This is a genomic window from Spirosoma terrae (assembly GCF_010435915.1).
Lineage (GTDB): Bacteria > Bacteroidota > Bacteroidia > Cytophagales > Spirosomataceae > Spirosoma > Spirosoma terrae.
On record NZ_JAAFZH010000003.1, the window covers coordinates 221,980 to 234,666 of the forward strand.

At 45.8% G+C, this 12,687-nt stretch carries 10 protein-coding genes; 4 read left to right on the plus strand and 6 right to left on the minus strand.

Going from position 1 to position 12,687, the window contains the following annotated elements; all coding sequences use genetic code 11:
• Positions 1–69: 69 nt before the first annotated feature.
• The 3 genes from GK108_RS08870 to GK108_RS08880 form a co-directional block, all read right to left on the minus strand.
• A complete protein-coding gene (locus tag GK108_RS08870) occupies positions 70–450 on the minus strand; it encodes a hypothetical protein (RefSeq protein WP_246224768.1) in 381 nt (126 codons plus the stop codon).
• A 17-nt stretch (positions 451–467) separates the two neighbouring features.
• Positions 468–902 carry a hypothetical protein gene (locus GK108_RS08875; protein ID WP_163946066.1) on the minus strand — a complete coding sequence of 145 codons (435 nt, stop codon included), beginning with the start codon at positions 900–902 and terminating at the stop codon, positions 468–470.
• Between the two features lie 65 nt (positions 903–967).
• Complete coding sequence (locus GK108_RS08880) at positions 968–1,717, minus strand: SDR family oxidoreductase (protein WP_163946069.1); 750 nt, start codon at positions 1,715–1,717, stop codon at positions 968–970.
• A gap of 110 nt (positions 1,718–1,827) precedes the next feature.
• Here GK108_RS08880 and GK108_RS08885 point away from each other — a divergent pair, with 110 nt between their 5' ends.
• Complete coding sequence (locus tag GK108_RS08885) at positions 1,828–2,730, plus strand: histone deacetylase family protein (protein WP_163946072.1); 903 nt, start codon at positions 1,828–1,830, stop codon at positions 2,728–2,730.
• Positions 2,731–2,867: 137 nt separating this feature from the next.
• On the opposite strand, the gene GK108_RS08890 is transcribed toward GK108_RS08885, so the two are convergent.
• Positions 2,868–3,515, minus strand: a complete 648-nt coding sequence (locus tag GK108_RS08890) for a response regulator (protein WP_163946075.1) — start codon at positions 3,513–3,515, stop codon at positions 2,868–2,870.
• Positions 3,472–6,576, minus strand: a complete 3,105-nt coding sequence (locus tag GK108_RS08895; protein ID WP_163946078.1) for a ligand-binding sensor domain-containing protein — start codon at positions 6,574–6,576, stop codon at positions 3,472–3,474. The genes GK108_RS08890 and GK108_RS08895 overlap by 44 nt, the downstream gene beginning before the upstream one ends.
• Before the next feature lie 225 nt (positions 6,577–6,801).
• Between GK108_RS08895 and GK108_RS08900 the strand changes: the two genes are divergently transcribed.
• Entirely contained in the window at positions 6,802–7,560 is a 759-nt protein-coding gene (locus tag GK108_RS08900; RefSeq protein ID WP_163946081.1) for an HpcH/HpaI aldolase family protein, read from the plus strand.
• A gap of 1,182 nt (positions 7,561–8,742) precedes the next feature.
• A complete protein-coding gene (locus tag GK108_RS08905) occupies positions 8,743–10,728 on the plus strand; it encodes a hypothetical protein (RefSeq protein ID WP_163946933.1) in 1,986 nt (661 codons plus the stop codon).
• A gap of 364 nt (positions 10,729–11,092) precedes the next feature.
• On the opposite strand, the gene GK108_RS08910 is transcribed toward GK108_RS08905, so the two are convergent.
• Positions 11,093–12,103 (minus strand): transglutaminase domain-containing protein, encoded by a 1,011-nt coding sequence (locus GK108_RS08910; RefSeq protein WP_163946084.1) that lies wholly within the window; start codon positions 12,101–12,103, stop codon positions 11,093–11,095.
• 72 nt (positions 12,104–12,175) lie between these two features.
• Here GK108_RS08910 and GK108_RS08915 point away from each other — a divergent pair, with 72 nt between their 5' ends.
• Positions 12,176–12,643 (plus strand): PPC domain-containing DNA-binding protein, encoded by a 468-nt coding sequence (locus tag GK108_RS08915; RefSeq protein ID WP_246224769.1) that lies wholly within the window; start codon positions 12,176–12,178, stop codon positions 12,641–12,643.
• Positions 12,644–12,687 lie beyond the last annotated feature (44 nt).

The following is a 12,687-nucleotide window of genomic DNA, read 5'->3' on the forward strand; positions in this document are numbered from 1 at the left end:
TCAGTGACAAAAAAGTCCCTTCATTCGTGAATGAAGGGACTTTTTTGTCACTGACTCTGGAAAAGAACCTTAGTTTGAATAATCAGTATCTTCTGGATCGTCTTCAGTACCGTCGTTATTACCTAGTGAGTCGCCATTGCCATAATTATCGACATCGGGTTCCATGTTAGGGCTACCTGATGCGGCTCCTGTTCCTTTGTTGATCGTGGCTGAATCCTGCTCGTCGGTTGGCGTTGTTGGCATCGAATGAGCATCGCCCGACAGATCAGTCGGACTATAGTCGTCGTTTAACATGCCAGCTTCGTCGGGTGTTTGCATCGGCCCATCTGTATCAGGGCGGTAGGTTTGGGACTGGCCATTGAGCATGGCATCCTGATTCGTGTTTTCCATAAAGTTGAGAAGAAGTAATGTAGCGCTCATGGCCCACGCGATCGATAATTGGTGAGCCATGAGCTAATTGTTACGTATTAACCGCGTGTAAATACTTCCCAAAGCCGGTTGTTCAGCTTGCCGATAGACATTTTGATGTCCTGGGTGGACGTATGAACTGTAAAAGCAGCAAACTGATTCGTTGACGACGGAAGGGGTTCAATCCGAATGCTGCGACTGGCTGACCAGCGTTCGGCTAAGCCACGTACGGAAGCTGTTAACCGCACGCCCGCATCCAGTAGCGTGATCTGACAATTCTCCGGGAAATGCGCCAAATCCTGAGCGAAGCGTTGTAGTTGATTGGCATCGAACCACGACAACGTTGGTACGTGCAGTTGCGTTGTTTTACGGTCCTTACGTAAGAGGAGTCGTAAGGATAAGGATGATTTGCCACTCGATGTTCCTGCCAGCACCTGAAGGTCGAGAATTTCCAGAGGGGCTGTTTCGGAAGCAGTAGCCAGTTCAATATTCATAGGGAGAGATGAGGGAAAATGTGTGAAGAGTAAACCGAACAAAGATATGGCTTGTTTTCTCTTCTTTACACATAGATCATCTTCCGACTCATGCCACCGTCCACTACGAAGTTCTGACCGGTGATAAAATTATTTTCCGGCGCGATTAAAAACAGAATCATCCGGGCAATATCGTCGGCCAGACCTACTCGTCCCGCTGGGTGCTGGGCGTGATCTTCGGGGCGAAGTTCGTCTGATTTGGCTTTGGATTTTTTCTTTAAGGCCGTTACGTCGATCCAGCCGGGGCTAATAGCGTTTACCCGAATATCGGGTCCAAGACTAACGGCGAGTGAATGGGTAAGAGCCAGAATGCCCCCTTTGCTGGCAGAGTAGGGTAACGTATCAGGTTCAGACTGAAAAGCCCGTGTTGACCCCATATTGATGATACTGCCTTTTTGCAAGGCCAGGTATTGGGCCGTATGCTTGGCACAGAGAAAAGACCCTGTCAGGTTGGTACCAATAACCCGATTCCATTCATCAAGTGTTAATCGATCAATTGATTTTTCGATCATAATAGCCGCGTTATTAATTAACGCATCGATCTGGCCAAAATGCGAAAATGTTTGCTCGGCTGCTTTACGAACATTTACCTCGCTGGAAACATCGCAGCTTACGAAGAGAATCTGGGCCGATGAGGCTTTAAACGCTTCTTTAAGTTCGGCTAACGCTTCGGTATCCGATTCCCAGATTGCCACTCGATAGCCATGTGTAAGTAAATACTGTGTGGTTACGCGACCAATACCCTGGCCGCCACCGGTGATGATAGCTGTTTTCATAGAAGTTGGATAAACCCTAGAAACGTCCAAATCGTATAAGATTGGTAACACAATTTGATGATATTAGGTTAAGTAAGCCGTATCCTTATCGAACGGGCTACTTTTGCTCCATGCTTCGAATTGCTTTTTCGCCGGTTTATCGGCTCCGTTTACCTGAAGGCCATCGCTTTCCCATGCTTAAGTATGAATTAATTCATGAGCAGTTGCTGTATGAGGGTACTTGTACGGAGGCTAACTTTTTTGCGCCCCTTCCGGTTGACGATCGCTGGGTCTTGGGCGTACATACAGCGGAGTACGTTACGGCTCTAAAAACACAGACCGTATCACCGTCGATGATGCGTCGGATTGGGTTTCCGCTTACGCCTGAGCTTATTGAACGCGAATGGATTATTACGCAGGGAACAATTGACTGTACGCAGATTGCTTATCGGGACGGCATCGCTATGAACGTAGCGGGAGGAACGCACCATGCCTTTCCGGATCGGGGAGAGGGATTCTGTCTTCTGAATGATGTTGGGGTTGCGGCTCACTATCTGCTGGAGACGAAGCAGGCAAAAAAAATACTCGTCATCGATTTAGATGTGCATCAGGGCAATGGCACAGCGGTTATGTTTCAGCAGGAGCCTCGCGTTGTTACGTTCAGTATGCATGGAAAAGACAACTATCCGCTTCGGAAAGAGCAGTCTGATCTGGATATTGAGCTGCCCACAGGAACCGACGACCAGCTTTATCTAACGACACTGTATGATACGTTACCGGGTCTAATCAAGCGGGAGCGCCCCGATTTTTTGTTTTATATCTCAGGGGTAGATATTCTGGAGTCTGATCGGTTAGGCAAATTACAGGTGAGTCGGGCAGGGTGCCGGGAGCGTGATGTGTTTGTTTTCGAACAGGCTCTCCAGTTTGGTTTGCCGATTGTAGTGTCAATGGGAGGGGGGTATTCGCCCAGGTTGACGGATATTGTCGAAGCGCACTGCAATACGTATCGGGTGGCAACAGATTTATTCTTTTAATAACAAAACAGGTCGTCTTACCTGAGTAAAACGACCTGTTTTGTTAGATGGGCACTTGGTAACGGTGTGGATAAAAGCTATACAAAGCTAGTTTGCTCCGGTTTGGTGGGCAATACCCTAATCCGGGTATTTTGTGGTTACAAACCCATATCGACGGCGAAACGAACTAACTCAACAACGGTACTTACGCCGAGTTTGGCATGTATATTTTTGCGGTGCGTTTCTATTGTATGCTGGCTTAGGTGAATCCTGTCGGCAATTTGCGGGCTGCTTAAACCCTCCTTTATATAACGAATGATCTCTACCTCCCGGGGCGACAGCTTGTATTTCTTCAGAAAAATATCGCCGGAATGATTACTAAACTGCTTTTCGTCGGCTAGCTTGGGGTCGAAGTAGGGGATTCCGGTAGCAACCGATCGGATGGCCGTTAAAAGTTCGTCTTTGGTAGAGGTTTTGAGCATATAGCCCATAGCTCCGGCTTTTCGGAAGTCATCGATGTGGCGTTTATCGCCATACATAGTCAGAATCAAAATCTGTTGCTTGCCAAGCTGCGTCGTCAGTTGTCGGGTTAATTCAAGACCATCAATTTCGGGCATATTAAAGTCAATGATCAGCACGTCGGGCTTCAGCTTAATGACCTGATCAATGGCTTCACGGCTGTAATAAATATGGCTTAGAATCGAAAGGTCAGGTACATCGGCCAGCATCAAACCAAGACCATCGCTGAAGAGTCGATGATCATCAATGATTACTATTGTTGTTCGATTGGATTCTGGTTGAGTCATAAGGAACGTCGAGCATAACAATATAACTCTCTTCGTTACTATCTGTTATGAACTCGGCCTGCAGGTATTCGGCGCGATAATTTATGTTTTTTTGCCCGATTCCTGTCCTTATTTGATCAGAAAAAAACGTACTTCCAGGATTAGTAGCCAATGGTGTTTCGATTAGTATACTTAACTGCTGTGGATGGTAGCCTAATTGAACGATTGCCATACCTTCTCCGCCGTGTTTAAGCGCGTTCTGTACCAGCTCAGCAATGATTCGATAAACAACCAGCTCGCGTTCGGGTTTCAGACGACAAACGGTACCGAACAGGATAAACTCGAAATTTATTCGGGATGAGCTGTTGACCCGTTTAACGAGTTGAGCCACTACGTCTGGCAACGGGTACTTTTCAAATTCAATGGGCATCAGATCGTGGGTAATCGTTCTGAGATCATTGCTGGCTTTATCAATCAGGTCATAGGCACGTATCACTTCCGGAATACTGGCTACGTTCTCAATACGTTCTTTCGCTAATTCCAGCGACCCTTTAATGGTGGCTAAGGTATTGCCCAGATCGTCGTGCAGATCGCGGGCAATACGTCGACGTTCTTCTTCCTGCGTGGCCAGCGTATTACGTAGCAGTCGACGTTGCTGGGCAAGTTTCCGTTGATTGTAGGATATGATTGCGAAGGAAATGATGCCAAGGCCGATGAGTAAACCGGCCAGCCAGAACCACCAGCGTTTCCAGAACGGGGGTTGAATATGAATATGTAGTTCTGTGATGGGGGTAAACCGGCCTCCGGCGTCAATAGCTTTAGCCTGAAAGACGTAGTTGCCGGGCGAGAGATCGGTATAGCGCACCTGATTGGCATCCGTCAGCGGAATCCAATCCTGATCTATATCCAACAACCGATAAAAAAACTGATTTTTACCATTGCTGAAATAGTCGAGAGCGGCCAGGCCAATTGTAATGGTATTCTCTCGGTAAGAAAGCTGTACCTCTCGGGTTTCGCCAATAAATCCCTGCGATTTGTAGGGCTGATTGTTAACCTGAAAATTGACAATTCGGACAGGAACATTTGCCCGGAATGCTTCCAGCTGATCTGGTATAAAGTGATCCAGTCCATGAACGCCCCCAAAATAGAATGTTCCATCTGAACCGATCAGGGCAGCATGGCTATTATATTCCCGACCTTTCGTCGAAATTAAGGGACTGAATGAATGGTTGTCCGGCGAAAATTTAACCAGACCGTTATTGGTACTAAGCCAAAAACGCCCTTTTCGATCTGGAAGTAGCTCATAAATGACATCGTCGGGTAATCCATCCCGAATGGTGTAGGTCCGAGCCGCCCGCTTCGAAGCCGGGTCAAAACGGACCAGCCCCCGATCTGTGCATAGCCATAAACAACCACGAGCAGGATCAGGATGAATAGCCATGATGTTGTAGCCCGGCAACGTAGTGTATTGATAAATAAGGCGCCCTTGTTCATACATATAGACAACCAGGTCCTGATCCCGACGGCTTGCATAAAGTAGTTTCGTGGATGGGTCGAAATATAGACAGCCAAAATAAGTACCGTTCGGATCGGTCCGGCTGATAGGCTTCAAATCAGGATTGAGTAAGAATAGCCCCCCATACGTAGCATTAATGAATCGTTTATCGAGTAGCTCATAGAGGCCACGGGAGAAATGGCAATCAGGATCGTTACAAAGCGAATTCTGAATGGAGATAAAACGATCGCTCTTTCGATCGTATTGAAGAAGGCCACGCAAACTGGCTACCAGAATTCGGTCGTCTTTTGTTCGGATAATATGGCGGACATTATCTTCGGTTGTAACGCCATGATCCAATGTATAGGCGCGTATGGTTCCGTTTTTAGGATTATATAAACGGATGCCACCATCTACAGTACCGATCCAGATTTTGCCATCATTGTCTTCGCATAGCCCTCTGATCGGGTGATTATTAAGGTCGGTAATATCGATCGGATTATCCGGGATTGTTTCAATCATATACGCATTGGGATAAATAACGTCTACCCCGAATGGATCACTATTGGTCCAGACCAGTCCCAGATTGTCGACGTATACGGCAGCAACCTGATTGGTCAATAATGAATTGGCGCTGGTAGAGCCGGGTGTTATTTCCCGCAGCAACCTCGTTTTATTGGGATCATATAGCCAGATACCTAGCCCTTCTGCCCCAATCCACCAGTTCCCGTTCTTATCTTCATCCATACTGACAAGCCGAAAGTTGGTGATGTTCGGTCGTATAGGATGGTGTCGAATCAATTGGGTTAACGTAGCGTCGAATTCAAGAATGCCATCTGGCCCTGCCAGACAGTAATTGCCATAATGCGGACCCGGTTTCTGGCAACGATGCAGTGATTGAAATAAGAGCGACTTCCGGGCCGGAGCAATGGCCTGATTGCTAAAAGACTGATCGGTTGACTGACCCGTCAGGAAGGTTTTAAGCTGATGGGTTTGGTAGTTGTACGTAGCAAAACCGGCAGGTAACAGGTAAACCAAAAACGTTTCGTTGGGGTGAAGGTCAATCCATTCAGTAGTAATGCTGAATTTGGGTTTTATGGATGGATTGATACGTTTTTTTTGGCCTGTCAGGTAGTTGAGTCGCATAATACCTTCCTGATTGCTGGCGTACCAAACCGTTGAGTCATCCGCAAAAAAAGGTTCCTGGAGGGCTGGCAGGCGTTTCCCCTGAGCATCAGTGGCGTAAATACGACGGAACGTATCAGTACGTCGGACGTATTGATTGAGACATTCTTCGGTACCGACCCACAGATCGCCGGAGGGAGCTTCGACAATACCACGGACTTCACCTTTTCCAATCGTTGTAGAATCCTGCTCATCAAACAGGTAATTGGTAAAGCGGGCTCCATCAAATCGGTTCAAACCATTTTGACTACTAATCCAGACAAATCCACGCGAGTCTTTCTTAATGTAATAGCAGGATCCTTGCGTTAGGCCATGACTAGTTGTCAGATGACGGATAGAAAAAGGAGATTGTGCCTGGCTAGTATACGTTAAAAGGAATAATGCAAAAAATAACCAGCGCATGAGCGTATAATGATAACAGGAACGACCATAAAACTAAGGTAGAAAGCTGGTTTGTGAAATACCCGGAAAACGGTATCGGTTTGTTTCTGGCTGCTTGTTTGACAGAATTCGGTCGTATCTTGCTCCGTTAACTAAGTAGCCGATCAGCATGTCCCGCCCGTTTTATTCATCAGGAAAATAACGTAGCAGGCCATAGGTATAAGTTTGTTACGTTGTTGAGCCCATATGAAACAGAATATTGTCAAAACCCGTCTAAAAAATAACCAGCCTGTTTTAGGCATTCTTTCGAACAGTACCGACCCTACAGTTGCCGAAATTTGTGGCTTCTCCGGCCTAGATTTTTATATGATTGACGGAGAGCATAGCCCGATAACAACGGCTCAGGTTCAGGAGGTTGTACGGGCTTGTGAAGTGAGTGGCATAACACCATTAGCTCGGGTACGTAGTAATGATCCTAAATTGATTTTGCAGTTTCTGGATGCTGGCGTAGTGGGGATTATGATGCCGGGTGTTAAAACAGTGGCCGAGGCTGAGGCCCTGGTTCGGGCTGTAAAATATCCGCCACTAGGCAAACGAGGATTTGGACCCGCTCGATCTTCCGATTACTTGCTGGGGGCTATGAACCAGGGTGAATACGTTCAATACGCCAATGAACAGACATTGGTTTTACCGCAACTAGAAGATAAAGAGGCTATTGACAACCTGGATTCGTTGTTAACCGTTGAAGGGATTGACGGATTTGTTATTGGGCCGCGGGATTTAGCTATGTCGATGGGTTATTATGATGGCCCGGCTCACGATGAAGTAAAACGAACCATTGCCGGTGTTGTCGAGAAAATTCGGCAGGCGGGATTGATTGCTGGCACGACAGCGGCTACCGGCGATCAGGCCAAGGCGTTAATCGACCGAGGGGTTTTGTTCTGCCTAAATTCATTTGCTGGTCTGTTGAAGTCTGCCGCCAGCGACTTTATGAAGGGCCGATGAGACAGTGCTGATTTGCACTACGTATATAATGATACGGACCCCTGCTTGGCCCAAACAAATAAGATTGGTTATTGGTATCCCAATGTCATCTATAGCTTTGTAGGCTTATCGTCAGGCAATCTACTACGTATTTGCTATGACTGGGGTAAGTCTTCAGTTGTATATGCCCCTGTGTGCAACTTATAGACCATTTTTTGCATAATTTGACAGAATTGAAAAGTATTTCATAACAACTGGCTCTTTAGGGAAGTTATGCAAAAAATGGGTATTCAAACCAGAATGGAATCAGTGGGTTTTTGTGCCATAGCTTCCAGCAATCTGGTTTAATTAGCTGATCAAAATAGATCAGCAAGTAGTTAGAATTCATAATTCACTGTTACCTCTTAACAATTGATAAATAAGAATGGTAACCAGAATTAAAAGTAAGCAGGTCGGTTTTATTTTAGAAAAGATGGAAAAACATCTGTCTGATGATAGGTAGAACATATAAGGCCAAATCCTTCGTATCGTGCAACAGGAACTGTAACCTATCCAACAATCGATCGGGAAAGACCTAAATATGAGAGAAATCCTAGAAGAATTGGGATGAAGTTAGGAAATTGAAAGTAAGTGAAATCTTTTGTTGGCGAATTAACAGTTAATACCTATTATTGACTGTTCAAATATGACCTGTCATTATAGGTTACAACGGAAAGGCGTCACGCAAAAACATAATTGAGTAAGTTGCCTTAAAACTTAGTGTCAATTATGCCTTTTCATAAGGTGATCCACACTTTATAATAAATTTTCCAACGGATAACCACTCTAGGGAGTCTTAAAGCAACTAGCTGAATAAAAGACTTTTGAACAGAGTAAGTCATCAATGGAACGACCTCTTTTAAGAAAAAAACGATTTTTTAGGGTAGAATTAAACAATTTAGAACTAAAAGTTATAATAATTTTGTGTGGCAAACCGAACGTGGATACGTCTTAAAGCCATTTACAAAATTTTTTAACAAATAGTGCTCTGACAAATTATATAACAAATCAGATATCGTTACCCAGAAAAGCGATTCAGACGATATTAGACCGTTGCATAATTTTCTTTAAGGGCTTTTGGTAGAATTGAAGTTTAGTTTGAAACATTGCGTCAAAATTAATTACGTACCTATGCGAACATTTATCCAACGACACCCCCTGCGGATGCTGGCTGGACTCGTGTTGCTGAGTTTTGCTGCCCCTTTAGGCACAAAGGCCCAACAGGCCGACACTGTCCGGGCTACTTCCGGGACAACCACTAATTCTTACCAACGGGAAAATATTTACCGCTTGGGTAAAGGAGTTTATACCGATACGTTACGTCGGGATGACTTTAAGGCTCAGGCCAGCGATGTTGCAGAGTTGGACGACTGCGACACCACCTTCCAAACCTTTATTCTGGTTCGTAGGCTCTCACCCTGGCGTATTGGCTTGTTTGCAGGCCCTAACTTCGCCTATTGCGGTACGTGGGAGAATACGTTTGGGCCTACCAAGCGGGATAATACCCTGTATAACGGAGCTGGTTTTAACATCACCGGTACTGTTCAGTATTTCTTTACGCCAGCGACCAGACGCCTTCGTTTTGCAGTAGGGTCAGCGTTCGGCTATCAGAACTACATCACTCGGGGCATCTATAAAGACTATTTATATGGTCTGGCTGCTGCCCAGGGCGTTAACCGTGATCAGGTAACAATCCGCCAGCGCGCTTCTGAGGATATGTTCCTGACCGTTGGTCCAGCGTTAACATTTACGATAGCCCGGAGCCGTAAGAATCCAGATGCTACTACGTTTATCGAAGCAGGCGCTTACGGCGGACTTTTCCGGACCGAAGCCGCTACGATTTCGGCTTTCATCCCATCACAAGGCAACATTATTCCAAGTGGTCCTCTGGTAGAAGGTGGTCGTCTGATTCGTACGGTAAATCCAAGCTCTAACCTGTATCATTTAGGAGCTATTGGTAATTTGGCTATTTTCTTCCCAATTGGACGTAACAACTGGAACATCGGTATCCAGGGACAGGGCTTTATTACAAAACTGAACTACCTGATCGTAAACGGTCAGCAGGATGTGTTGTATGAATTCAAGCGTACACACGGTGGCTTTAGTGCTGGTCTGGCGGTTCGTAAAGGATTTGTTCAGAAAAAGCTTATCCCAAAAACACCAACGGTTTGCCCAACTTGCGACTCGATTCCAGAGCTTCGTGTACAGTTTAACGGTAACACGCTTAAAGGGGTATCACTGGCTTATGTGGATAGCACAAACGCTCAACAACAGCCTCCTGTTAATACATCAGCAGCTGCTCCTGTTATTAGCTGGCGTAGTACTACTCCAAATCCGAGAAACGAAACCTTCACCGCTCGTCTTTACTATCGTCCAGATTCAGTAACGACCAGTGCTGCTGACCAAGTGATCGCTCAGTTAGAAAACACAACGGATACCACGCTGACATTCCCAACGGGTTATTTTGCGAACGGTCAGATGAACCCAGGTTTCTACTACGTAACGGTTCACAATCGTCAAACGGCTAAGTGTGGTTCTTGTATGAGTGAAGTAGCAACAACAAGCTTCTCTGTAATTCGTCCAAGAAAAGAAGTTGTTGAATGCGAGTACCGCCACCGTCTGGAGCGTCTGGAAGTATACTACCGCACGCCATACACCCGCGAAGTTGCTAACGTTTGTTACTGTAATGGTACCATCACATCAGTTGGCGACACAGTTACACGTCTTCGCTACCGTGGTCTGAACCGTCGTCTGGCGAGCAACGCAATTGAGTTCGATACCAACACGGTTATTCTGAACCTACGCGATATCCCTGGCGATCTGGCTCAACAACTGCAGGCTGAGAAAGCTAAAATCGAAAGCGGCAACGCGATTCGTTTCAAAGGCCGTCGTGTACGTCCTCAGGTTCAATACTTCAAAGCTGTCTTCACGGTTACCAAGCTTCCATGCAACGGTCAGCCTGAGCAGCCAGTGGGTAGCTTCAACACAACGATTAGCGATAACAGCTACTCGATCACTGACCTGAAGCCACTGACAGATGATCAGAAAGCGAAACTGCTGGCTCCACCAGCACCTGCTAAGAAAAAAGCGACACGTCGTCGCGCTGGTAACAGCGGCCGTCGTTCGGATGTGATGTTCGGTGTCGAATAAGCTATAAGGCAAACAATACAAAAGCCGAGGGCATTGCTCTCGGCTTTTTGCGTATAAACGGTTTTTAAGAATAGAAACAGATATCAAAGTAGTACCCAGTGTCAATCTGTTACGGTTATAAATTTGTTCAGAAATCAACTGGACAGGTTTCGCAAAGCTTCGTTACGTGGATAGCGATTGCCTACGTATTCTGAAGTATAGTCTGTTTGACGCTCAAGAAAACTTGACACCCTTTCCGTATTGATAGGGAGCCTACTTTAGGCTTTTTTTGATGGCTTACGTCAGGGTATGAAGGCGAAATTGCCTTGAGAGGGAGTTTGACTTATTCTTTTTTACAACAATGAGTCGATAGGACAGCTTGTGGTTAGCTTCTAACAATAGTGAAAGAAGCAATACCTTCATACGATTTTATACGTTCCGAGCGTGGTCCTTTCGGTTTGGCAAAAAGATATAGTGTTGAAGCTCCTCGTTGAGTGATTGGTATTACGACCTGATACGTATCGCCGTTACGTCGGGTATTGATTGGAACCTGAACGGCTGTCGTTCCCCCTTGTTTACCTATTGAGCAGGTAAATTCAACTTCTTTTTCGTTCTGTAAGGATAGTGTAAGTACTTCGCCAGCCCGTAACTGACCGTTTTTAGGAAAGTCAGCATCAAAACCCAACCGGAAATAGGCATCGTAAATCTTAGGAAATTGATCGAATTGTATCTTGCTCAGAGCAGGATTCAACAATTGCCAACGCGTATCCATCGGAAAATGATTGGCTGCAAAGGCGATTGGCTCCGTTAAAAAGAAGAAATCGTTTGGTTGCAGCTTACCATCGGGCCCAGCTTTGGCGGTTGTTTGGGCCCAGGCGATATCCAGTAAATACCAGTCTCCGTCAAGTTGTACGGCGTTCCATTCATGATCGATTCGTTGAATAGGCTGGCCTGCTTCACTATCATTCGTGCGAGAGTACCCTTTAATACTAACGACTGGAATTCCAGTTTGTCCTAAAAGATGCTTAAACAAAAGCGCAAAGCCTGTACAGACAGCTTTCCTGTTTTTTAAAACCCTATTGGCATACTCGATTTCTGATGAATACCGATGGCCGCTAAATGCCGATTCATCATAGCGTACGTGCGACGTAATCCAGGCATATACCGAACGCGCTTTGGCAAGGTCTGTCCGGGCGGGTGTATTCAGATAGGAACTTAATGTTTTTAAATTGCGGGCAGCCGATTCGGGAGTATTTCGGGCATAGTTGTCGATTGTAGAATAATCAATCTCGACAAACTTTGACGGCCGGGGAATACCTGTATATGTTGGGCTTGTTAAGGCAGTGCTGGCAAAGAAAGCTAAAGCCAATATTGGCAGGATTATGTAGTTTCGCATTCCTCGGTTCAATCTCACGAATTGATAACACAAATGCAGCGTTTTTTATTGCTAATCGTTTCGTTTTGCTTTATGATACCAGCCAATGCTCAGGTTAAGTCTGATCAAGTGCCCGTGCCAGTTATTGGTGCTTCCATGCAGACCTACTCTGTCCGACTACGATCAGGACAGGATTTGAAGAAGGAAATAGACGCAATTGTTACGCAGCAACGTATTGGAGCAGGTGCTGTTCTGACGTGTGTGGGTAGCCTTACTGACGTAGCGTTACGTCTCGCCAACCAGGATGGGCCGACTGTATGGCGTGGCCATTTCGAAATTGTTTCTCTGGTCGGGACATTATCCATGAATGGTAGCCATCTGCATCTATCGGTCTCCGATTCAACCGGCAAAACGCTGGGTGGACATTTAGTAGATGGATGCACGATCTACACAACAGCTGAACTCGTGATTGGCGTAATGCCAGAGATCGATTATGTTCGTGAAGTCGATCCTGCTTTTGGGTATAAAGAATTGGTTGTGAGAAAACGTAAGAAAAAATGAATGCTACGTAATGCCAAAAGCCGCTCACGGAGCGGCTTTTGGCA